This window comes from Streptomyces sp. NPDC028635, assembly GCF_040637635.1.
Taxonomy (GTDB): domain Bacteria; phylum Actinomycetota; class Actinomycetes; order Streptomycetales; family Streptomycetaceae; genus Streptomyces.
The window spans coordinates 14,482-36,929 of sequence record NZ_JBEZWX010000056.1; the positions used below are offsets into that span (position 1 = coordinate 14,482).

Here is a 22,448-nt window from a genome sequence, read left to right on the forward strand (position 1 = left end):
CTCTAGCCCCGCGTGAGACGGCTCGGACGCTCCGCCGGAAGTGTCACCGGCGGCACGTCCTCCTGGTTCATGAAGACCCTGCGTACCACACGCTCCGCCGCCCGGCCGTCGTCGAACTCGCAGAACCGCCTGCGGAACTCCGTGCGCGCCTTGGCAGAGGTGTCGTCGCACCAGCGCCCCGAGAGGAAGACGTCCAGGAGGTCCCCTTCGGTTTCCACCACGTGGCCGGGCGACTCTACGTGAATGTCGAAGTAGGTGCCCCGGGTGGCCCGGTACACCTCCCAGTCATTGGCGAAGACGACGATCGGCCGGTCCAGCAGCGCGTAGTCGAACATCAACGACGAGTAGTCGGTGAGCAGGCAGTCCGCCGCGAGGTACAGCTCCTCCACCGACGGGTGCCCGCTCACGTCGACGACCGGGGAGCCGTCGGTGCCGCCGGGGCCCGTGCCGAGGTTGAAGTAGTGCACGCGCGAGAGCACCGTGAAGCCGTCACCGAGCCGCTCGGCGAAGTGCTCCAGGTCGAGCAGCGGCCGGGGCGCCGCCTGGTAGTCGCGGTGGGTCGGCGCGTACAGCACGACCTTCTTGTCCGGGGCGAGGCCGAGCTTCTCGCGGGCTCGCGCCCGGTCCTCGTCCGTGGCGTTGACCAGCACGTCGTTGCGCGGGTAGCCGTAGTCGAGGGAGGTGTACTCGGCCGGGTAGGCCCGGTTCCAGATCGCGGTGGTGAAGCTGTTGGAGGAGATGCTGTAGTCCCAGCGGTCTATCCGCTGGATCAGCGTCTCCATGTCGAGGTCGGCCTGGCCGACCGGGTACTCGACGAGGTCGACGCCCATCCGCTTGAGCGGCGTGCCATGGTGGGTCTGCACGAAGACCTGACCCGGACGCTTGACCACCAGGGTCGGGAAATTGACGTTGTTGACCAGATATTTGCTGCGGGCCATCGCCTTCCAGAAGCCCCACGAGCCCGGACGCACCACGGTGGTGCCGGCCGGCGGCTTGTTGCGCGCGTCCGGCTTGAGCACCCAGGTCGTCTTCACGTGCGGGGCCAGTTCCCGCAGCTTCTCGTGGATGGCCGCCGGGTTGCAGGCGTAGTCGGCGTTCCAGTACGCGGCGAAGACGGCCGTGTCCTTGCGCACCGGCAGCATCCGCTGACCGCGGTAGTACGCGCGCAGCACCACCGAGCGCACCGGCTTCTTCGCCCGGCGGGCGGCGCGGTAGGCGCGGCGGGCCAGCGGACGCATCCGGGCCGGGAGCCGGTCGGCGACGCGGCGCCTGGCGGGCTTGCCGGCGGCCTTCGGCTCGCTGTACCCGGCCGGGCGGCGGGCCTGCTCGGCCTGGAGCCGGCGGGCCCGGAACTCGGCCCGCGCGTCGGCGGGCAGCCGGCCCGGCATCTGCTCGATGACGCCCAGGTGGAAGGCCATGCGCTCGAACAGCGGGCCGCGCCAGTGGTCGAACTGCGGGTGGGCGTCCAGGAAGGAGAAGACCAGGTCGTACTGGTCGAAGACGTCGAAGTGCTTACGGCTGGAGGAGGACAGGATGGAGCCCTGGCGCCGCTGGCGGTAGTGCACGCAGACCCGGTCCAGCAGGGCGACGGTCTCGGCGGCCACCAGCACCGGGTAGGTCCAAGGGGTGTCCTCGTAGTAGCCCTTCGGGTACTCGAAGCCCCAGCGCTCCACGAAGTCGCGGCGGTAGGCCTTGTTCCAGGCCACCTGCAGCAGCTGGAGCAGCCCGGGGTGGTCGTCCAGGCGGAACGTGCCGCGCGGGCCCTCGGAGAGCACGGACCGCTTGGCGTTGGGGGAGACCCGGCCGTCCCAGTAGGTGCGCTCGTAGTCGAAGACCAGCAGCTCGGGGTCGCCGGTCTCCTCCAGGCGCCGCGCGACGGCCTGAAGGGAGCCCGGCAGCAGCGTGTCGTCGCTGTCCAGGAAGATCAGGTAGGTGCCCCGGGCGCGGGCCATGCCCGCGTTGCGCGCCCGGCCGAGCCCCACGTTCTGCTCGAGCTGCACCGCCACCACACGCGGGTCGAGGCCCGCGTACTCGTCCATGATCTCGCCGCACGCGTCGGGCGAGGCGTCGTTGACCGCGATGACCTCGAAGTCCGTGAAGGACTGGCCGAGCACCGAGTCGAGACAGTCGCGCAGATACGCCTCGACCCCGTACGCCGGAACGATGATGCTGAACCGGGGTGCGGCGCTCTCTTGGGCTTGCGTGGGAATCATGTCGGCTTTGCGCTTTCGGAGGGGGGAGGCGGGGCGCGGTTCCGCGGGGCGGGGGTGGGGGGAGACGGATCTCACCCGCCCCGGCGGGATGTCACTCGGACCGGGTCAGGGCGTACCTGAGCAGACGGCGCGTGGCGTCGGACTGGCGGTGGCGCAGGGCACCGGGCAGCAGCGTCAGCGCGTGCAGCCGCATCGACAGGTGCCGCCGCGCGGACCGGGCGGCCTTGGGCCAGCCGTGGCGCTCCAGGTCGTCGGCCACCTCGTTGAAGAACCGCACGGCCTCCCCGAACCGGGCGCCGGTGAGGGCCTCCGCCGAGGACAGGCTGCCGGAGTGGCGCCGGTAGCGGAAGGCGGGGGCCGGCTCCACGACCAGCTTCTCGCCGCGCCGGATCAGCTCGATGATCAGGGCCAGGTCCTGGATGACCGAGAGGTCCTCGCGGAAGTTGACCGCCTTGACGGCGTCGGCGCGCCAGCAGATCGACGGGAAGTACAGCCAGTTCCCGCCGAGCAGGTTGGCGGCCAGCGGCTCGCCGGACAGCACCAGGCGGCGGCCGTTGTGCTTCGGCGCGTACAGGCGCCGCTTGACCTCGTCGCCGAGCGAGGTGGAGGGGTTGCCGTGCTCGTCGATGACCTCGACGCCGGGCTGGTAGATCGCCGCGTCCGGCACGGCCTCGATCGCGGCCCGCAGCGTCTCGACGTACGTCGGGAGCAGCAGGTCGTCGCTGCCGAGCATGGTGAAGTGCGTCGACTCCACCAGCTCCACGCACTTGCGGAAGTTGCGGGTGATGCCGAGGTTCTGCTCGTTGCGCTGGTAGCGCACCCGCTCGTCGCCCAGGGAGGCGAACCACTCCGGGACCCCGGGTTCGCGGCCGTCGTCGACGACGGTGAGCCGCCAGTCCTTGTCGGTCTGGTCCAGCACGCTCTGCACGGCTGCCTGCATCAGGGCGGTGTCGCCGTAGTGCGGCAGCATGATGTCCAGGGTCTGCACGCGCGTCACTTCCCGTTCCGGGCGGGCCGCAGCACCGAGCGGCGGCTGAACGCGAGCAGCAGGATCATGCCGATGCGGCCGAGGTACAGGGTGGCCTTCAGGGGCGACTGGCTGGGCGTGCCGGTGGTGCGCGGGCGCATCGCGACGGGGACCTGCTCGACGCGGTACCCGGCGCGGATCACGGCGATGGTGGACTCCACGGTGTCCCCGAGGTACTCCACGGGGTACCAGCGGGCGAACACGTCGATCAGGTCGCGGTCGCAGGCCCGGAAGCCGGAGGTGACGTCGGTGAGCCTGGTGCGCGCCATGCGCGACAGCCAGAACGCGAGCACCAGCATCGCCCACCGGCGCGGGCCGCGGGCCTCGTACTCGCCGGTGCCGGCGAACCGGGCGCCCATGACGAGGTCGGCGCCGCTCTCCAGCCGGGCGAGCAGCTCCGGCACGTTGCGCGGGTCGTGCTGGCCGTCGGCGTCGACCTGGATGGCGATGTCGTAGTCGCGGTCGTGGGCGTACTTGTACCCGGCGCGCATGGCGCCGCCCACCCCGAGGTTGTACGGCAGCTTCATCACCGTCGCGCCGGCGGCACGGGCGACCGCGGCGGTCTCGTCGGCGGATCCGTCGTCGACCACGAGGACGTCCGCGCCCGGAAGGGTGGCGTGGACCTCCTTGATGACGTCGGCGACGCCGTCCGCCTCGTTCCACGCCGGCATGATGATCAGCACACGCTTGCCGTCGATCACTTCCCGTCCCCCTGTTCTGCGGATGCGGCGGGGGTCTCCAGCTCGGCGAGCCGGGCCCGCAGGTCCTGCACGTCGATGCGCAGCAACGCCACCTCTTCGGAGAGGGTGCGGCCCTCCTCCTCCAGATGTCCGACTTCCCAGCTGAGCTGGAGCGAGACGACGAAGAGGAAGGCGACGCCCATGAACAGCACCAGGCTGACCCCGGAACGGACTCCGAGGCCCTCGGCCACGGCGTCCACACCCCGCGGGAAGAACCCGAGGGGGATGATCACCAGTCCGGTGATCACCCAGAGGAAGGCGTACTTCTCCTTGAGCTTGCGACGGCGCAGGAGCTCGACGATGCACGCGACGAGGACGACTCCGGTGACCGAAGTCAGCATCCACAACTGCATACCGCACTCCGGTGTATCGGACGACTCATGGAAAGGGCCTGTCTACTCTTCCAGGGGTGTGTACCAGGGGGAGCGGCTGCTGAGGGACCCACCCGACCGGCCCCCGGCTCATGCGGGGGGACGGTTACGAAGAGTGATGGAATGGCGGTCACCCTATGAGCGCACCGGGCGGTAGCTTACACGAGCGCGAATGGCGAGTGACATACAGGTGGCCACCGTCAGTGACCCTGCGGTGTACGCCACTTCGACCCTCGTGCGCAGGTCCAGCGGGCTCAGCGTGACCGCGATCAGCACCAGCGTGCCCACCACCCAGGACAACAGCTGAAGTCGCGCACCGTTACTGGTCAGCAGAGCCTGACCCAGCACCATGGCCAGCATGTACAGGGTCGTGCCGGCCGACAGCCAGGCGAAGTCCGCCGCTCCCAGCACGTCCGGGGCGCCGAACACCGTGGGCAGGATCGCAGGTCCGAGCGCCACCGCGCCCAGTCCGCCCGCGACACCCAGTCCGGCCGTGACCGACGCGGCCCGCAGCAGCAGCCGACGGTAACCCTGCGTGTCCCCCTCGGCCGCGGCGGAGGACAGCCCCGCGAGCAGCGACACCTGGAAGGCTCCGAAGACGAACAGCGGCACGCGGGCCAGCACCAGCGCCGACAGCAGCGCCGCGACCAGCGCGTCGTCGTTCGTGGAGATCAACTTGGTGCTGATCACCGCGATGTTGACGAGCAGCTGCGCGAGCAGCGTCGAGCCGACCAGCAGCCCGAGGTGCTCGATCAGCTCCCGCCAGTGCGCCTGCGACCCCGGCCGCGCGCCCTGGAACACCGGCTTGATCGTCGCCAGTACGGCCAGCAGCGGGGCCACCGTCAGCACGGCCGCGAACGCGAACGGCGACGTCACACCGGCCACCGCGAGCCCGCCCGACAGCACGATCCGCAGCACGCCGTCCAGGCCCAGCTGCATGCCGTAGGCCTGGAACCGGCCGAGACCGGCGAGGATGCCACGTGTCACATACGCCACGGCCAGCGCCGCGAAGGCACCGGCCAGGGAGTACACGAGGCTCGTGTCGCCGTGGAAGAACAGGTCGGCGATCGATCCGGCGAACGCCACGAGCGGCACCAGCACCAGCGCCAGCAGGCTCGCGGAGAGCACCGCGCCGCGCCGCAGCACCGGCAGCACCCCGTCGCCGTGCACCGCGCGGGCGGCGACGATCCGGGTGATCTCCTGCTCGACCGGGAAGAACAGCCCGAGGCCGATGGAGAAGACCACCGTCCACAGCACCGAGAAGCTCGCCATGTCGTCGACGGCGAGCGTGTGGCCCGCCGCCGCGAGATGGACGTAACTGGCCACACCGAGCACCGCGGTGCCGGCGCCGACGAACGCGGTGCCCTGCGGCAGTGCCGTGGTGATGCGGTCGAGGAGACTCACGCGCGTGTCCGCTCCTCGGAGGCGATCACCTTCAGCGCCTCGGCCAGCTGCTCACGCCAGTGCGGCTGCACTTCCACGCCCGCCTCGGCCCACCGTTCGTGCGCGAGCACGCTGTAGGAGGGGCGGCGGGCCGGCCGCACGAACTTCTCCGACGTCGTCGGACGCACCCGTTCCGGGTCCAGACCGGTCAGCTCGAACGCGGCGCGGGCCAGGTCGAACCAGGTACCCGTGCCGGAGGCGGTGCCGTGGTACACGCCCGCCGGGGCCCGCCCGGCCAGGGCCGCCTCGGCCAGATCCGCGATCTGCCGGGCGAGCGCGACGGTCCAGGTGGGCTGGCCGCGCTGGTCGTCGACCACGTCCACGGTCTCCCGCTGCGCGGCCAGGTTCAGCATGGTCGCGACGAAGTTGCGCCCGTGCGCGCCGTACAGCCACGCCGTGCGCACCACGTAGCCGCGCTCGGGCAGCAGCTCGGTCACCGCCTGCTCACCGGCCAGCTTGCTGCGGCCGTAGGCGTTGACCGGCGCGGTGGGGGCGTCGTGCCGGTACGGCTCGCTCGCGTCACCGGGGAAGACGTAGTCGGTGGAGACCTGGATCAGGACGGCACCGCTCGCGGCGCACGCCTCGGCGAGCACCCGCGGGCCCTCGCCGTTGACACGGGTGGCGGCGGCCTCCTCGGCCTCGGCGCCGTCCACGTCGGTCCACGCGGCGGCGTTCACCACCACGTCGTGCCCGGCGACGGCCGCGCGCACCGCGTCGGCGTCGGTGATGTCCAGCCCGTGGCGGGTCACCGCGTTCACATGCAGCCCGCGGCCGCCGAGGACCTGGGTCAGATCGCGGCCCAGCATGCCGGCCGCGCCGGTGATCAGCACTCGGGTCATGCCGACAGCGCCGCCTTCGCCTTGAGCGGCTCCCACCAGGAGCGGTTGTCGCGGTACCACTGGACGGTGTCGGCCAGGCCCTGCTCGAAGGTGACGAGCGGCTTGTAGCCCAGCTCCTCCTGGATCTTCGCGATCGACAGGGAGTAGCGCAGGTCGTGACCCTTGCGGTCCTCGACGTGCTCGACCATGTCCCAGCCGGCGCCGCAGGCCTGAAGCAGCATGCCGGTCAGCTCCTTGTTGGTCACCTCGGTGCCGCCGCCGATGTGGTAGACCTCACCGGCGCGGCCGCCGCGCAGGACCATCTCGATGCCCCGGCAGTGGTCGGACACGTGCAGCCAGTCGCGCACGTTCAGGCCCTCGCCGTACAGCGGGACCTTCTTGCCGTCCAGCAGGTTCGTGGTGAACAGCGGGATCATCTTCTCGGGGAAGTGGTACTGCCCGTAGTTGTTGGAGCAGCGGGTGACGACCACGTCCATGCCGTGCGTGCGGTGGTACGACAGCGCCAGCAGGTCCGAGCCGGCCTTGGAGGCCGAGTACGGGGAGTTCGGCGCCAGCGGCCAGTCCTCGGTCCACGAGCCCTCGGTGATCGAGCCGTACACCTCGTCCGTGGAGACGTGCACGAACCGGCCCACGCCGTGGCGCTTCGCGGCGTCCAGCAGCACCTGCGTGCCCAGCACGTTCGTGGTGACGAACGGCGAGGAGTCCAGGATCGAGCGGTCCACGTGCGACTCGGCGGCGAAGTGCACCACCGCGTCCTGGCCGCGCATCACGTCGTCCACCGTCGCGAAGTCGCGGATGTCGCCGCGCACGAACGTGTAGCCGGGCTTGTCGGCCACCGGGGCGAGGTTCGCCTCGTTCCCGGAATAGGTCAGGTTGTCCAGCACGGTGACCTGGGCACCCTCGCCGGAGGGCAGCTCTCCGAGAAGCAGGGCGCGCACGAACTGTGAACCGATGAATCCGGCGCCGCCGGTGACGAGAATCTTCATAAGGCCCACTATCCTAGGCGCAGCCGCGTGGGCCCCCGTTCGGTGCCGGTCGGGTCCCGGTTCGGCCGCCGTTTCCGTGGCAGTTCTCACCCCCGTCTCACCCAGTGGATGTCCGGGGCGGTCATCCGGCTGCCGTAGGCTGCGTGCCCATGCGTGGAATTGTGCTCGCCGGTGGTACCGGCTCCCGTCTGTGGCCGATCACCCGTGCGGTGTCGAAGCAGCTGATGCCGGTCTTCGACAAGCCGATGATCTATTACCCGCTGTCCACCCTGGTCATGGCCGGGCTGCGGGACATCCTGGTCATCACCGGCCCCGACGAGCGCCCTCAGTTCGAGCGGCTGCTCGGCGACGGCTCCGACTGGGGCCTGAACATCGAGTTCGCCACGCAGGACGAGCCCAACGGCATCGCCGAGGCCTTCGTCATCGGCGAGGACTTCATCGGTGACGAGCCCGTCGCGCTCATCCTCGGCGACAACATCTTCCACGGCGTCGGCCTCGGCCGGCAGCTCGCCAAGTACCGCGAGCCCGAGGGCGGCGTCGTCTTCGCGCACGCCGTCTCCGACCCGACCGCCTACGGCGTCGTCGACTTCGACGAGGACGGCCGCGCCCGCTCCATCGAGGAGAAGCCGCAGAACCCCAAGTCCCGCTACGCGGTGCCCGGTCTGTACTTCTACGACAGCCGGGTCGTCGAGATCGCCAGGGGCCTCAAGCCGAGCGCCCGCGGCGAGCTGGAGATCACCGACGTCAACGGCTACTACCTGGAGCGCGGCGAGCTCCAGGTGTCGGTGCTGGACCGCGGCACGGTCTGGCTGGACACCGGCACCTTCCAGTCCCTCGTCCAGGCCTCCGAGTACGTGCGCGTGGTCGAGGAGCGGCAGGGCATGAAGATCGGCTGCCTGGAGGAGGCCGCCTGGCGCGCCGGGTTCATCGACGACGCCCGGCTGCGCGAGCTCGCCGAACCGCTGACCAAGAGCGGCTACGGCGACTACCTGCTCGACCTGCTCGCCCACGAGTCCGGCCGCGTCTGAGAGAGGAAGGGGACTTACGTCATGAAGGTCAACCCCCTTGGCATCGAGGGCGCGTGGGAGTTCGTCCCGCAGCAGCACGGCGACGCCCGCGGTCTGTTCCTGGAGTGGTACAAGGCCGAGCGCATGGCGGAGGCCGTCGGCCACCCGCTCGACCTGAAGCAGGGCAACCTCTCCGTGTCCGCCGCCGGTGTGGTGCGCGGCATCCACTTCGCCGACGTGCCGCCCGGCCAGGCCAAGTACGTCACCTGTGTGCGCGGCGCGGTGCTCGACGTCATCGTCGACGTCCGGGTCGGCTCGCCCACCTTCGGGCAGTGGGAGGCCGTACGCCTCGACGACACCGACCGCAAGGCCGTCTACCTCTCCGAGGGCCTCGGTCACGGCTTCTGCGCGCTGACCGACGACGCGACCGTCACCTACCTGTGCTCCGAGGGCTACGCCCCGCAGCGCGAGCGCACCGTCCACCCGCTCGACCCGCAGATCGGCGTCGAGTGGCCGGTCGACGGCGAGCCCGAGCTGTCCGCGAAGGACGCCCAGGGCCCGACGCTGGAGCAGGCGCGCGAGGCGGGCATCCTGCCGGTGTACGAGGAGTGCCTGGCGTTCCGCGCCGCGCTCGCACAGCGCGACTGAACGCTTACGCTGCGCATATCCGGGGCTGTTAGGCTGCGTTGATGACTTGGCTGATCACCGGCGGTGCCGGCTACATCGGTTCGCATGTCGTCAAGAGCATGGTCGAGGCGGGCGAGCCGGTGGTCGTCGTGGACGACCTCTCCGGCGGCGATCCGCGCCGGCTGCCGGCGCAGGTCCCGCTGGAGCGGGGCACCGTCCTCGACCGGCCCTTCCTCGACCGTGTGCTGCGCGAGCACGCGGTCGAGGGGATCGTCCACCTCGCCGCGAAGAAGGCCGTCGGCGAGAGCGTGGACAAGCCCCTCCTCTACTACCGCGAGAACGTGACGGGGCTTCAGATCCTGCTGGACGCCGCCGTGTCGGCCGGGGTGGGCAGCTTCCTGTTCTCCTCCTCCGCCTCCGTCTACGGCACCCCGCCCACCGACGTCGTCACCGAGGACACCCCGCTCGCCCCCCTCAGCCCGTACGGCGAGACCAAGACCGCCGGCGAGTGGATGGTCCGCGCCACCGGGCGCGCCCACGGCATGGCCACCGCCTGTCTGCGCTACTTCAACGTCGCCGGCACCGCCGAGCCGGCTCTCGCCGACACCGGTGTGTTCAATCTCGTCCCGATGGTCTTCGAGCGGCTCGACGCCGGGCTGCCCCCGCTGATCTTCGGCGACGACTATCCGACGCCCGACGGCACCTGCGTACGGGACTACATTCACGTCGCCGACATCGCCGACGCCCATCTCGCCGTCGCGCACCGGCTCGCCGCGGGCGGTGGGACCGGCGATCTCGTCTACAACATCGGGCGGGGCGAGGGTGTCTCGGTAAGGGAGATGATCCGTCTCATCGCCGAGATCACCGGCCGCGACATCGCCCCCGAGGTCACCGGCCGCCGCCCCGGCGACCCGGCGAAGGTGGTCGCCTCCGCCGACCGCCTCGCGACGGACCTCGGATGGAAGGCGCGCCACGACGTCCCGTCGATGATCGCGTCGGCGTGGGAAGCCCGGCAGGCGGCGCGGGGCTAGCGGGTGCCTCCGGCGGGGGCGCGGAACCCGGCCCGGGCGGCGACGCCCCCGGGGCGCCCGGCCGCTCCGGCCGCCACCCCGGCAACGCCGGGCTGCGCTTCCCGCGGCGGCCACCCTGGTGCCGGGCGCGTGGCGACGCGGGGCCGCGCGGCCCACGGGAGTGGTCCCGGCCCCGGGCGCGACAGACCCCGCCCGCTGCGCCCACCCGGCTCACCCCGCCCCCACCGGCAGGTCCACGGTGCGAAACGGGCGCGCGGGCAGCGGTCCCGCTCGCGTAGATTTTCCTTCCCGGCGGCCGCGCCATCCGGCGCGCCGTGCGAGGGACCGAGTGAGGACGGCGCAGGTGGCAGTGGCAAGGCAGGACGTGGGGGACGCCCGCAGGATCGTCGTCAAGGTGGGTTCCTCCTCGCTGACCACCGCCGCCGGAGGCCTGGACGCCGACCGCGTCGACGCCCTCGTCGACGTGCTGGCCAAGCACCGCAGCGGTGGCGAGAAGGAGATCGTCCTGGTCTCCTCCGGCGCCATCGCCGCCGGCCTCGCCCCGCTGGGCCTGCGCCGCCGCCCCAAGGACCTGGCCCGTCAGCAGGCCGCCGCCAGCGTCGGCCAGGGCCTGCTCGTCGCCCGCTACACCGCCTCCTTCGCCCGCTACGGCGTCCGCGTCGGCCAGGTGCTCCTGACCAGCGACGACATGAGCCGCCGCACCCACCACCGCAACGCCTCGCGCACCCTGGACAAGCTGCTGGCGATGGGCGCCTTCCCGATCGTCAACGAGAACGACACCGTCGCCACGGACGAGATCCGCTTCGGCGACAACGACCGCCTCGCCGCCCTCGTCGCCCACCTCGTCCACGCCGACCTGCTGGTCCTGCTCTCCGACGTGGACGGCGTCTACGACGGCGACCCCAGCAAGCCCGGCACCTCGCGGATAGCGGACGTCAAGGGCCCGCAGGACCTCGCGCACGTCGAGATCGGCAGCGCGGGCAAGGCGGGCGTGGGCACCGGCGGCATGGTCACCAAGGTCGAGGCCGCCCGGATCGCGGCCGCCGCCGGCATCCCGGTGGTGCTGACCAGTGCCGTGCACGCCGCGGACGCCCTCGCCGGCGGTGACACCGGCACCTACTTCCACCCCACCGGCCGCCGCTCCGCCGACCGGCTGCTGTGGCTCCAGCACGCCTCCACCCCGCAGGGCGCCCTGCTGCTGGACGACGGGGCGGTGCGCGCGGTCGTGGACCGGCGCACGTCGCTGCTGCCGGCCGGCATCGCCGCCGTCGAGGGCGACTTCAGCGCCGGTGACCCGGTCGAGCTGCGCGACCGGCAGGGCAACGCCGTCGCCCGGGGCCTGGTCAACTTCGACGCCAAGGAGATCCCCCGGCTGATCGGCCGCTCCACCCGCGAACTGGCCCGCGAGCTGGGCCCGGCCTACGAGCGCGAGGTCGTACACAGGGACGATCTGGTCCTGCTGCATCCCTGAACGGGGTCGAACGTGCCCGGATCCGGGGTCGAAACGTCCGCTTCCGTGGGCGACGTTCCGCAAAACCACCCCGCGGAGCCGTGCGGCCTGCTGGACTTTGTCCGAGGCACACCATTCCTGTCTCAGGGACACATCCGCACGAACACTGGGCGAAGGAGGCCGTCGTGGCCGTCGTGAGACGAGTGCGCCCCGGGGCGGCGGCATCCCGTGGCGGCGCGGGCGGCGGTGCCGCGGGCGGCCGCGGCTCCCGGGCCGCCGGTGAGGAGCGCGCCCTGACGTCCGTCGCGGCCGGCGAACGGCAGGAGACGGAACCGAAGGACCTGCCCCGGCTGTGGCACGTCACCCTCAGCGTGTCCGGCGACCCCACCCCGCTGCCCGGCCTGCGCCGCGCCCTCGAACAGCTCGCCCACGACCACCCCTTCCTGCTGACCAGCAGATACGCGCCCGACCACGCCGAGATCCGGTACTGGGAGGAGGCCCGCGATCTGCACGACGCGGCCGCCGTCGCCCTGCGCCTGTGGGGCGAGCACCGCCGCACCGCCGGGCTGCCGGCCTGGGAGATCGTCGGCCTGGAGGTCATCGACCGCGAGACCTACCACCAGCGCGTCGCCGAGGGATACGGCCCGCCGCCCGCCTCCCGTGTGGGTGTTCATCCCTTTTGAGGACGTCTGAGAACCTGTGATGGCGTCTGAGGGTGTTTGACACCGTCTCGGGGTGTGAAACAGGCGGTGAGAGCGCCGGCCGGCCGCACTACGCTTCCCTCATGACCACGCTCTCGCCGTACGACTCGATGTCCCCGGTCACCCAGGCCGCCTACCGCGCCAAGGCGGCCGCCGCCACGCTCGCCCCGCTGCCGAGGGCCGAGAAGGACGACGCGCTGCTCGCCATCGCGGACGCGCTGGAGGTCCGCGCGAGCGAGATCGTCGAGGCCAACGCCCTGGACGTGGCCAAGGCCCGGGAGAACGGCACGAGCGAGGGCATGATCGACCGGCTCACCCTCACCCCCGAGCGGGTGCGCGCCATCGCGGCCGACGTGCGCGACGTGGCCGCGCTGCCCGACCCGGTCGGTGAGGTCGTACGCGGCTCGACCCTGCCCAACGGCATCGACCTGCGCCAGGTCCGCGTCCCCCTCGGCGTCGTCGGCATCATCTACGAGGGCCGCCCGAACGTCACCGTGGACGCCGCCGCCCTGTGCCTGAAGTCCGGCAACGCGGTCCTGCTGCGCGGCTCGTCCTCGGCGTACCAGTCGAACACCGCCCTGGTGCGCGTTCTGCGCGACGCCGTCGGCGGGTCCGGGCTGCCCGCCGACGCCGTCCAGCTGGTGCCGGGGGAGAGCCGGGACAGCGTGCGCGAGCTGATGCGCGCCCGTGGTCTGGTGGACGTGCTCATCCCGCGCGGCGGCGCCTCGCTGATCAACACCGTGGTGCAGGAGTCCACCGTCCCGGTGATCGAGACCGGCACCGGCAACTGCCACGTCTACGTCGACGCGCAGGCCGACCTCGACATGGCCGTGGAGATCCTGATCAACTCCAAGGCGCACCGGGTCGGCGTGTGCAACGCCGCCGAGACCCTGCTGGTCCACCAGGACATCGCCGCCGAGTTCCTGCCCCGCGCTCTGGACGCCCTCGCCGACGCCGGGGTGACCGTGCACGCCGACGAGCGGGTGCAGGCGTACGCCAAGGAGTCCCGGGCGACCGTGGTGCCGGCCACCGCGGAGGACTGGGAGACCGAGTACCTGTCGTACGACATCGCCGCGGCCGTCGTGGACTCCCTCGACAAGGCCGTCGAGCACATCCGGCTGTGGACGTCCGGGCACACCGAGGCCATCGTGACCACCTCCCAGCAGGCGGCCCGCCGTTTCACCCAGTTGGTGGACTCCACCACGGTCGCGGTGAACGCCTCCACCCGCTTCACCGACGGCGGTCAGTTCGGCTTCGGCGCCGAGATCGGCATCTCCACGCAGAAGCTGCACGCGCGCGGCCCGATGGGCCTGCCGGAGCTGACCAGCACCAAGTACATCGTCACCGGCGACGGGCACGTACGGCGCTGAGGCCCTCGCCTCCGATGGCGGGCATATGCCAGCTGCGTATGCCCGCCGTGCTTTCCGGAGATGGCGTGAAGGCATCCGCCCGCGGGACGAATTTCCCTACGGTCTGCCCAAATTGACCCCCCAGGTCTACTCTGGACCCGTGCCGGAGGACGTGGGGGGTTCGCCGTTTTCTGACGGCTGGGAGCCCGACGACGACCACGACCGCGGGGTGTCGGACGAAGAGTTCGCCTCCGTGGTCTTCGACGAGGCCTTCGTCCGGGCGGCCCCGGTCCACGAGCCGACCGCCGTCGAACGTCTGCTCGCCGCCGCCCAGGCCCGCGCCGAGGCCTCCGAGGCCGAAGCGGCCCGCCGCGGCCCTCACCGGCGCGAGGCCTACGACGACTACGGCCGGGCCGAGCGCGACGGTCACGGCCATGACCCCGACATCGACGACCTGGACGACCCCTACCTCTTCGACAGCCACCGCGGCAGCCCCTGGGCCTACGCCAAACAGGTGCGCTGGCATCGGCCCGTCGCCTGGATGCTCGCCCTCGTGATGGGCATCGGCATGGTCGCCCTGGCCTTCACCGCGGTCTACCGCGGCGGCTCCGGCGGCAACCGGGAACAGGCCCCGCCGCCCGCGTCCACCGGCCTGGAACAGAGCCCTCCGATGGCTCCCTCGGCCTCCGCGGACCACTCCCGGCCGGCCGTCCCGGCCGATCCCCGCACACCCTGACCGGCAGGCCGAACGGCCCCGGAGCGGCCGGACGGGGCAGGTGAGTTGCTGTCAGAAGTTGTGGTGTACCAGGGCGTTTACCGGGCCCTGCGGAGACATACTCTGAATATATGGCCGGGTCCGGAGAGCCACCTGAGGGGACACCCCAAGGCGCCCCCGGTGGTGGAGAGGACGAATACCGATCCGTCGTGTTCGACGAGTCGTTCGTCCGCGCTGCCCGTCTCCAGGAGTACTCCGCCGAGGAGCGCATGGCCGAGCACACCCCCGCCGTGCGCCGCCGCCCGCCGCTGCACCGGGGACTGTCCCGGCAGGCGCTGATCCTGGTCCTGCTCATCGCGGTCGCCTTCGGCACCGCCGTCTACATGGGCGTACGCCACCCCTACAGCGCGGCCCTGGCCCGCCGGCCCGCCGATCCGGCGCGCATGACCGTCATCCCGCTCGCCCCGCAGGGCAAGGTGCCCGGCACCCCCGACGCGGAGTACCTGTACGCGCACAGCCCCGCCGCGCAGTACCGGATCGGGGCCGAGGGCATCCCGCTGCCCGCCTCGCAGAGCACCGCGCACTTCTCCGACAGCCAGGTGGTGGCCGCCCTCACCACCGCCAAGGACTACATCGTGCGCTCCTCGCTCTACCCCGAGGTGCTCACCGGGCAGCAGGTGCGGCCCGTGCGCGTCCTGCTCGATCCGGACCAGCTCGACCAGTTCGACCAGAGCTTCCGCCGGCCCTCCGCCGACGGACGGCACGCCCCCACCGGCTGGATGGTCCGCTTCGACCCCTCCCAGGCCCGGCTGGCCGACGACAGGATCCGCGTCCAGGGCACCCTCGCGGCCGCCGAGACCGACACCGCGACCCTCGAGGTCACCGCCGACCACACCTTCGTCTACGCCCTGCGCCCGGCCGGCTCCGGTGAACACGCCACGGCGTCCCTGTTCACCGTCCGCCGTGAGCTGCAGTTCCGCTTCGACCGCGACGACCTGCGGCTGCACCAGGCCCAGCTGGTCGCCTCCTACGTCCAGGCAGGGCCGCTGTCCTGCGCCGACGACGCCACCGACCACCTGCACCCGCTGCTCGCCGGCCAGAGCGCGAAATCCGGCGGCCCGGCCGGCACCGACCCCTACGCGACCGGCAGCGCGACGGCCCTGTGCGGCACCCTGGCCACCAGCGCCCAGCCGAAGGTGTGAGCGGCAGGCACCCGCAGCCGACCGCCGGGGCCCCGGGTGCCGTCAGTCCTCGTCGCGCGGCGGGGTGTCCTTCGGGGAGCCGCCCTCGGACGACTGCGGGCCCGCGAACCCGCCGAAGCCGCGCCGCACCCGGCTGCCCAGGTCGCCCGCCCCGTCCGCGAGGTCGCTGACCAGCTTCATCAGCGGGTCCTTCGACGTCTTCACATGGTTGGCGTAGTGCGACGCCGACTCCCGGAAGGAGTCCGACACCGAGGTGTCCTTGTCCTCGCTGCGCCGCGGGTAGTGGCCGTCCATCAGCCGCTGGAAGTCCCGGGACTGCGACCACTTCTTCAACTCGGCCGCCCGCACGGTGGTGAACGGGTGCGAGCGCGGCAGCACGTTGAGGATCTTCAGCACCGAGTCGCGCAGGTCGCCCGCGGACTCGTACTCCTCCGCCTGCTGCAGGAACGCGTCCACGTTCATCTCGTGCAGATGGTTACCACCGGCGATCTTCATCAGGCCGCGCATCGACGCCTGCACATCCTGCCCGACCAGCAGGCCCGCCCGGTCCGCGGACAGCTCCGACTTGCGGAACCACTCGCGCAGCGCCGTCACGATCGCCATGATCGCGAGGTTGCCCAGCGGGATCCAGGCGACCCGGACCGCCAGGCTGGTCAGGAACAGCAGGATCGTGCGGTACACGGAGTGCCCGGACAGGGCGTGCCCCACCTCGTGCCCGACGACCGCCCGCATCTCCTCCTCGTCGAGCAGCTCGACGAGACCGGTGGTGACCACGATGACCGGCTCGTCCAGACCGATGCACATCGCGTTGGGCTGCGGATCCTGGTTCACGTACATCGGCGGGACCTTCTCCAGGTCCAGGATGTAGCAGGCGTCGAGCAGCATGACGTTGAGGTGCGCGAACTGCTGGTCCGACACGCGCACCGAGTCCGACAGGAACAGCAGCCGGAGGCTGCGCTCCGGCAGCAGCCCGCTGAGCGCCTTGAACACCGTGTCGAAGCCGCTCAGCTTGCGCAGCGCCACCAGGGCGGAACGGTCGGCCGGATGCTCGTACGCCCGTGAGGAGATCCCCGGGAACCGCCTGCGCTGCCTGCTGGGCACGCCCCCGTGCCCGGTCTGCTCGTGGCCGTCGTCGGACATGTGATCCCCCATGTGCGTCTGTGTGGCCGCGCCGCGGCCCTGTGCGCCCCCGAAGCAGAGCCCAGCCTAGGCGGAGTTACCGTGGACGGGCACTACAGCGAAGGAGTTCCACGCCATGGAGCACACCCCCCGAGCCGCGTGGCTCGCCCAGGCCGCGAGCGCCGCCCAGCACCAGGGGGCGGGGAATCTGCTCCGGGTCGTCCTGATCGTGATGATCGTGGGGTGTGCGCTGACGGGATGGTTCCTGCTGCGGGGCTACAAGCGGAAGGACGACTGAGGACCTGCGAAGGTTCCCCGGCGGCCGGGTCGGCCGAGGATCTGCGGAGGTTCCCCGGCGGCGGAGTCGGTGAGGACCTGCGAAGGTTCCCCAACGGCGGAGTCGGCGTGATCGCCGGGAAGGCGCCCGCTTACGATGAGCCGACGTCTTTATCCCGCCCACACGCGATAGGTCCTGCCGAAGATGAGCATCCATCTCGCCGCCGCCCACTTGGTCACCCTTGCCGCCGAGGGCGAGGAGCACGGCGGTAACCACAACAGCCTCAATCCGGCGATCACCGGCGGCTGCGCCCTCGGGATCCTGCTGCTCCTGCTGTGGATCACCACCCGCTTCAACCGCGACCGCTGACCCGGCCCCCTCCGTAGCCTCAGGGGAACTGGCGGCCGAAGTCCTCAGGCCGGGCCGGTAGGGTCTGCACGCATGGGAGAGCAGGACATGCCTACCGGTCCGGCGCACGACACGGCCGGCGGCCCGCACGGCACGCACGACGAGAGGCCGACCCTCGCGCACCTCGGCGCCCCGGGCCACGGCCCCGTCGGCGCGGGCAAGCGCCGTCTCGGCGTCATGGGCGGCACCTTCGACCCGATCCACCACGGGCACCTGGTGGCGGCCAGCGAGGTCGCCGCGCAGTTCCACCTCGACGAGGTCGTCTTCGTCCCGACCGGTGAGCCGTGGCAGAAGAGCCACCGCACGGTCTCCCCGGCCGAGGACCGCTATCTGATGACGGTCATCGCCACCGCCGAGAACCCGCAGTTCTCCGTCAGCCGCATCGACATCGACCGCGGCGGACCCACCTACACCGTCGACACCCTGCGCGACCTGCGGGCCCTCAACCCCGACACGGACCTGTTCTTCATCACCGGCGCCGACGCCCTCTCCGCGATCCTGACCTGGCGCAACATCGAGGAACTGTTCTCCCTCGCGCACTTCATCGGGGTCACCCGCCCCGGCCACCACCTGGGCGACCCCGGACTGCCCGAGGGCGGCGTCTCCCTCGTCGAGGTGCCCGCGCTCGCCATCTCCTCCACCGACTGCCGGGCGAGGGTCGCCAAGGGGGACCCCATCTGGTATCTGGTGCCCGACGGAGTCGTGCGCTACATCGACAAGCGCGAGCTGTACCGCGGCGAGTGAGCCGAGAGGGGCACCGGTGAACGACCGATACGACGCGGGACACGGGAGCCAGGGCGGCGAACCGTACGAGCTCGTCGGCTACGACGAGTACGGCCGGCCGGTCTACCGGCAGGTCCAGTCGCCGCAGCAGAGCCCGCAGGCGCCCCACGACCCGTACGCGGCGCAAGGGTACGGCTACGACCCGTACGCGCAGCCCCAGGCGCCCGCCCCCGACCCGTACGGTCACCAGCAGTACGCCGCCCCCGGCTACGACACCGGCCGGCAGCCGGTCACCGACCCCTACGGGACGTACGGCACCGGTGCGCAGAGTCCCGCGTACGACCCCTCGGCGTACGACCCCGCGGCGTACGACCCCTACGGGCAGGCGGCGGCCGGACAGCAGCCCCGGGTCGCCGAGCAGACCGCCCACATCCCGCACCAGGCGGGGCCCGCGGACGACGACACCGGCGCCTGGCAGACCGAGGAGCGGGAGGCCGGCGAGTACGGCGCGGGGGAGCGCGAGGCCGGCCGGCGCGAGGCGGGGCAGCGTGCGGCGGGGCAGCGTGAGGCGGGGGACTACCGCACCGAACAGTTCGCCTTCGTCGAGGAGCCGGACGGCGACTCCGAGGACGTCATCGACTGGCTGAAGTTCACCGAGAACCGCACCGAGCGCCGTGAGGAGGCCCGCCGCCGCGCCCGCAGCCGCCTCGTCGCCCTCGCCGTCGTCCTCGCCCTGGTCGCCGTCGGCGGCGCCGGCTGGCTCTGGTACGCCGGGAAGCTGCCGGGCCTGTCCTCCTCCGACGCCAGGTCCGGCGGCTCCGCCACCGCCGTCGCCGCGCAGAAACGCGACGTGATCGTCGTCCACCTGCACGACACGAAGAAGGGCGGCACCGCCACGGCGCTGCTCGTGGACAACACCACCACCAAGCAGGGCACCACCGTCCTGCTGCCCAACAACCTCGCCCTGACCGACGACGACGGCACCGCCACCACCCTCGCCAAGTCCGTCGACGCGGACGGCTCCTCCGGCACCCGCGACGCCCTCGACACCGTCCTCGGCACCGACATCGAGGGCACCTGGCGCCTGGACACCCCCTACCTGCAGAACCTGGTCGACGTCGTCGGCACCATCGAGACCGACACCGACGCCGACGTCCCCGACCCGGACGCCAAGAAGAAGGGCGGCCCGCCGCTCGTCCACAAGGGCTCCGCGCAGACCCTCAGCGGCAAGATGGCCGTCGCCTACGCCACCTACCGCGCCCCCGGCGAGGCGCCGAACGCCCAGCTGCAGCGGTTCGGCCAGGTCATGCAGGGCGTGCTGCGCAAGCTGTCGTCCGACCCGCAGGCCGCCACGGTCACCGTGCAGACGCTCCAGCAGATCCTCGACCCCTCCCTGACCGACAAGGACCTCGGCACCTTCCTCGCCAGGCTCGCCGACCTGGCCAAGGGCGGCGACTACAAGACCGCGCTGCTGCCCGTGCAGGGTGACGGCACCCTGAGCGCCCGGGCGGCGGACAGTGTGGTCAAGGACATCCTCGGCGGCACCGCCAAGAGCCCCGAGCAGGGGTCCGCGGTCCGGGTCTCCGTACAGAACGCCAGCGGCGAGAAGGACACCACCGGCAAGGCGCGCGTGGTCCTCCTCAACGGCGGCTTCACCTTCCTGGCGGGCGGCACCGCCTCCTCCCGGGAGTCCTCGCAGGTCGTGTACGCCGACGCCGCGCACAAGGACGACGCCGCCGAGGTCGCCAAGACCCTCGGCCTGCCCGCCGGCTCCGTGACGAAGGGCACGGTGTCGGGCAACGCGGACGTCACCGTGGTCCTCGGCCGCGACTTCAAGCCGTCCGCCTCCTAGCCGTGGGGGGTCCGCCCCGGGTGATCCTTCAATCACCCGGGGCGCCCTCGGCGGTCGTGAGACCCTTGAAGGCAAACCGACCGCCGAGGGAAAGCTCTGTAGTGACCGCAACCGACCGCTCTGTCCAGCTGATCAACACCGCCGCCCAGGCGGCCGCGGACAAGCTCGCCCACGACGTCATCGCCTACGACGTGAGCGACGTCCTGTCCATCACGGACGCCTTCCTGCTGGCCTCCGCACCCAACGACCGCCAGGTGAAGGCGATCGTCGACGAGATCGAGGAGCGCCTGCAGAAGGAACTCGGCGCCAAGCCCGTGCGCCGCGAGGGCGACCGCGAGGCCCGCTGGGTCCTGCTCGACTACGTCGACATCGTCGTCCACGTACAGCACAGCGAGGAGCGGGTCTTCTACGCGCTGGAGCGGCTGTGGAAGGACTGCCCCGAGCTCGACCTGCCCGAGGACGCCCGGGCCACCCGCGGCAAGGCCGAGGAGCACGCCAAGCAGCAGGCCGCCGAGGAGGCCGTCGAGCCGGACGGTGACTGGCGATGACCGCACCCGCTGCCGGAACCGGCTCCCGGGGCGGCGACGAGCCGCGCCGGGGCCGCCGCGTCATCCTGTGGCGGCACGGCCAGACGTCGTGGAACGTGGAGCGCCGCTTCCAGGGCTCCACGGACGTCCCCCTCACCGGGACCGGCGTGGCCCAGGCCCGCCGGGCCGCCCGGCTGCTGGCCTCGCTGCGGCCCGACGCGATCGTCGCCTCCGACCTCCAGCGGGCCGCGCGTACCGCCGCCGAGCTGGCCGCGCTCACCGGTCTGGAGGTCACCCACGACGAGGGCCTGCGCGAGACCTACGCCGGGGTGTGGCAGGGCCTGACCCACGACGAGATCGTCGCCCGCCACGGTGAGGAGTACGCCGCGTGGAAGCGCGGCGAGCCCGTCCGCCGCGGCGGAGGCGAACTGGAGACCGAGGTCGCCGACCGCGCCGCCCCCGTCGTGCTCCGGCACGTGGACAAGCTGCCCGAGGACGGCACCCTCGTCGTCGTCAGCCACGGCGGCACCATCCGCACCACCATCGGCCGTCTGCTCGGCCTGGAGGCCCAGCACTGGGAGAGCCTGGGCGGGCTGTCCAACTGCTGCTGGTCCGTGCTCGGCGAGGGCGCCCGCGGGTGGCGGTTGCTGGAGCACAACGCCGGCACCCTGCCGGAACCCGTCCTCGGCGACGACGACTGACCGCCGGATCGGGCGCCGCCGGCGGCGCCCGGGACCCGGATTTCACTTTCCGGCAGGTCGCAGGCTAAAGTTCTTCTTGTTCGCCCCGCCGAGCGGGAAGAACAAAGCCCGGGGCTATAGCTCAGTTGGTAGAGCGCCTGCATGGCATGCAGGAGGTCAGGAGTTCAATTCTCCTTAGCTCCACTGATCGACACTCTGTCGAGTCGTCACAGATCGGTTGAAGATCCCGTCCCTCAGGGGGCGGGATCTTTCGTCTCCCGGCTTCCCTCTCCTGATCGCCTGATCTCGTGGTCGAGTGATCTCTTGATCTCTTCCTCGGCCGGCTTGAGTCACTCGGCGCCTGCGGGGCGTATACCTCTCACGAAGCGCCTTCCGGGCCCGACCGGTACGACGGCGTCGCTGACCGTGTCGGCCCGGTCGTGGCAGAATCAAACGGCCGGAAGGGGGCGCGGCCCGACGGGAGGGAGTGGTGATGCCTGCGAGCATCCGCGAAGAGGTCGGTGACCTCTTCGGCGCCGGGTGTGCCCGGGGTGCGGCGACCCGGCTCAGCTGCCCTTCCTGTGGTTCCGCGCACGTGGCCCAGGTTCTCGGCGACAACGGCGGGGTCTCCTACGTGTGTACGGCCTGCGGCCACAGCTGGAGCTGACCGATGGGTGCCCACAGGCGGAAGTGCGACTGGTGCGGCAGCGGTACGCCGATCGTCCGCGACATGGAACCGGTCAACCCGGACTACCAGTACTGGTGCGAGGAATGCGCGCGGGCGCTGATCATAAAAGGCGACCCCATCGAGACGTACCGGGAGCTGGAGGGCGAGCCGATCTACGGCCGGCTGCTCGAGGAGCACTGCACGCTCAAGCGGTTCTATTCCTTCGTCACGGCGTGACAAAACGGGCATTGGTGGCCTGAGTGGGGCGCGGACGGAACGGATTTGGCGCTCCAGCCCGAGGACCTGTAATGTTTACGTCGTCGCCGGGGGAACCGAGAGGGAAGCCGGGCGGCACAACACAACAAGGGGCTATAGCTCAGTTGGTAGAGCGCCTGCATGGCATGCAGGAGGTCAGGAGTTCAATTCTCCTTAGCTCCACAGCAGTCGAGGGGGGGGCAAACGCGTGGGAGAACCCCCCCCCACCCGGTGAGCGC

Annotated in this window: 23 protein-coding genes and 2 tRNA genes; 17 read left to right on the forward strand and 8 right to left on the reverse strand. The window is 71.5% G+C overall.

Translation table 11 applies throughout. From position 1 onward, the window contains the following. Nucleotides 1-2 precede the first annotated feature (2 nt). The 7 genes from AB0E88_RS33370 to rfbB all read right to left on the reverse strand — a co-directional run bounded on the left by AB0E88_RS33370 (nt 3) and on the right by rfbB (nt 7,619). Complete coding sequence (locus AB0E88_RS33370) at nt 3-2,213, reverse strand: bifunctional glycosyltransferase family 2 protein/CDP-glycerol:glycerophosphate glycerophosphotransferase (protein ID WP_361638413.1); 2,211 nt, start codon at nt 2,211-2,213, stop codon at nt 3-5. 91 nt (nt 2,214-2,304) lie between these two features. Beyond that, the gene (locus tag AB0E88_RS33375; protein WP_361638415.1) at nt 2,305-3,210 is read right to left on the reverse strand and encodes a glycosyltransferase; all 906 of its coding nucleotides are present in this window, start codon (nt 3,208-3,210) and stop codon (nt 2,305-2,307) included. Next, nucleotides 3,207-3,941 (reverse strand): glycosyltransferase family 2 protein, encoded by a 735-nt coding sequence (locus AB0E88_RS33380; RefSeq protein WP_361638417.1) that lies wholly within the window; start codon nt 3,939-3,941, stop codon nt 3,207-3,209. The genes AB0E88_RS33375 and AB0E88_RS33380 overlap by 4 nt, the downstream gene beginning before the upstream one ends. After that, complete coding sequence (locus AB0E88_RS33385) at nt 3,938-4,321, reverse strand: DUF2304 domain-containing protein (RefSeq protein ID WP_361638419.1); 384 nt, start codon at nt 4,319-4,321, stop codon at nt 3,938-3,940. Before AB0E88_RS33385 ends, AB0E88_RS33380 begins: the two co-directional genes overlap by 4 nt. Before the next feature lie 165 nt (nt 4,322-4,486). Then, nucleotides 4,487-5,755: a hypothetical protein gene (locus tag AB0E88_RS33390; RefSeq protein ID WP_361638421.1), complete on the reverse strand. Its 1,269-nt coding sequence runs from the start codon at nt 5,753-5,755 to the stop codon at nt 4,487-4,489. Further along, nucleotides 5,752-6,633 carry a dTDP-4-dehydrorhamnose reductase gene (gene rfbD / locus AB0E88_RS33395; RefSeq protein WP_361638423.1) on the reverse strand — a complete coding sequence of 294 codons (882 nt, stop codon included), beginning with the start codon at nt 6,631-6,633 and terminating at the stop codon, nt 5,752-5,754. Before rfbD ends, AB0E88_RS33390 begins: the two co-directional genes overlap by 4 nt. Then, on the reverse strand, nt 6,630-7,619 hold the full coding sequence (gene rfbB, locus AB0E88_RS33400; protein WP_361638425.1) for a dTDP-glucose 4,6-dehydratase: 990 nt from the start codon (nt 7,617-7,619) through the stop codon (nt 6,630-6,632). The genes rfbD and rfbB overlap by 4 nt, the downstream gene beginning before the upstream one ends. Before the next feature lie 149 nt (nt 7,620-7,768). On the opposite strand from rfbB, the gene rfbA reads away from it, so the two are divergent. The 8 genes from rfbA (at nt 7,769) to AB0E88_RS33440 (ending at nt 15,701) form a co-directional block, all read left to right on the forward strand. Further along, on the forward strand, nt 7,769-8,647 hold the full coding sequence (gene rfbA / locus AB0E88_RS33405; RefSeq protein WP_361638427.1) for a glucose-1-phosphate thymidylyltransferase RfbA: 879 nt from the start codon (nt 7,769-7,771) through the stop codon (nt 8,645-8,647). Nucleotides 8,648-8,668: 21 nt separating this feature from the next. Next, nucleotides 8,669-9,274: a dTDP-4-dehydrorhamnose 3,5-epimerase gene (gene rfbC, locus AB0E88_RS33410; protein ID WP_361638429.1), complete on the forward strand. Its 606-nt coding sequence runs from the start codon at nt 8,669-8,671 to the stop codon at nt 9,272-9,274. Between the two features lie 41 nt (nt 9,275-9,315). Beyond that, a complete protein-coding gene (gene galE, locus AB0E88_RS33415; protein WP_361638431.1) occupies nt 9,316-10,284 on the forward strand; it encodes a UDP-glucose 4-epimerase GalE in 969 nt (322 codons plus the stop codon). Between the two features lie 364 nt (nt 10,285-10,648). After that, nucleotides 10,649-11,755, forward strand: a complete 1,107-nt coding sequence (gene proB / locus AB0E88_RS33420) for a glutamate 5-kinase (protein WP_361638449.1) — start codon at nt 10,649-10,651, stop codon at nt 11,753-11,755. 173 nt (nt 11,756-11,928) lie between these two features. Beyond that, nucleotides 11,929-12,417, forward strand: coding sequence for a hypothetical protein (locus AB0E88_RS33425; RefSeq protein ID WP_361638451.1), 489 nt, complete (start codon nt 11,929-11,931; stop codon nt 12,415-12,417). A 101-nt stretch (nt 12,418-12,518) separates the two neighbouring features. Beyond that, nucleotides 12,519-13,805, forward strand: coding sequence for a glutamate-5-semialdehyde dehydrogenase (locus AB0E88_RS33430; RefSeq protein WP_361638433.1), 1,287 nt, complete (start codon nt 12,519-12,521; stop codon nt 13,803-13,805). A 112-nt stretch (nt 13,806-13,917) separates the two neighbouring features. Next, a complete protein-coding gene (locus AB0E88_RS33435; RefSeq protein WP_361638435.1) occupies nt 13,918-14,520 on the forward strand; it encodes a hypothetical protein in 603 nt (200 codons plus the stop codon). 110 nt (nt 14,521-14,630) lie between these two features. Further along, nucleotides 14,631-15,701 (forward strand): hypothetical protein, encoded by a 1,071-nt coding sequence (locus AB0E88_RS33440; protein ID WP_361638437.1) that lies wholly within the window; start codon nt 14,631-14,633, stop codon nt 15,699-15,701. A 42-nt stretch (nt 15,702-15,743) separates the two neighbouring features. Here the strand turns inward: AB0E88_RS33440 and AB0E88_RS33445 are convergent, their stop codons facing one another. Next, a complete protein-coding gene (locus tag AB0E88_RS33445) occupies nt 15,744-16,841 on the reverse strand; it encodes a M48 family metallopeptidase (protein ID WP_361638453.1) in 1,098 nt (365 codons plus the stop codon). A 115-nt stretch (nt 16,842-16,956) separates the two neighbouring features. Here AB0E88_RS33445 and AB0E88_RS33450 point away from each other — a divergent pair, with 115 nt between their 5' ends. From AB0E88_RS33450 to AB0E88_RS33490, 9 genes are all read left to right on the forward strand, one after another. Beyond that, a complete protein-coding gene (locus AB0E88_RS33450) occupies nt 16,957-17,118 on the forward strand; it encodes a hypothetical protein (RefSeq protein ID WP_361638438.1) in 162 nt (53 codons plus the stop codon). Between the two features lie 183 nt (nt 17,119-17,301). Further along, nucleotides 17,302-17,466 carry a hypothetical protein gene (locus tag AB0E88_RS33455; protein ID WP_361638440.1) on the forward strand — a complete coding sequence of 55 codons (165 nt, stop codon included), beginning with the start codon at nt 17,302-17,304 and terminating at the stop codon, nt 17,464-17,466. A 72-nt stretch (nt 17,467-17,538) separates the two neighbouring features. Beyond that, nucleotides 17,539-18,249 (forward strand): nicotinate-nucleotide adenylyltransferase, encoded by a 711-nt coding sequence (nadD, locus tag AB0E88_RS33460; RefSeq protein ID WP_361638441.1) that lies wholly within the window; start codon nt 17,539-17,541, stop codon nt 18,247-18,249. A 16-nt stretch (nt 18,250-18,265) separates the two neighbouring features. Beyond that, a complete protein-coding gene (locus tag AB0E88_RS33465; RefSeq protein WP_361638443.1) occupies nt 18,266-20,080 on the forward strand; it encodes an LCP family protein in 1,815 nt (604 codons plus the stop codon). Nucleotides 20,081-20,181: 101 nt separating this feature from the next. Then, a complete protein-coding gene (gene rsfS / locus AB0E88_RS33470; protein ID WP_361638445.1) occupies nt 20,182-20,628 on the forward strand; it encodes a ribosome silencing factor in 447 nt (148 codons plus the stop codon). Then, nucleotides 20,625-21,308, forward strand: a complete 684-nt coding sequence (locus tag AB0E88_RS33475; protein WP_361638447.1) for a histidine phosphatase family protein — start codon at nt 20,625-20,627, stop codon at nt 21,306-21,308. Before rsfS ends, AB0E88_RS33475 begins: the two co-directional genes overlap by 4 nt. 110 nt (nt 21,309-21,418) lie before the next feature. After that, a tRNA-Ala gene (locus AB0E88_RS33480) sits at nt 21,419-21,491 on the forward strand. A 526-nt stretch (nt 21,492-22,017) separates the two neighbouring features. After that, nucleotides 22,018-22,191, forward strand: coding sequence for a hypothetical protein (locus tag AB0E88_RS33485; protein WP_004001335.1), 174 nt, complete (start codon nt 22,018-22,020; stop codon nt 22,189-22,191). Nucleotides 22,192-22,319: 128 nt separating this feature from the next. Continuing rightward, nucleotides 22,320-22,392, forward strand: a tRNA-Ala gene (locus AB0E88_RS33490). Nucleotides 22,393-22,448 lie beyond the last annotated feature (56 nt).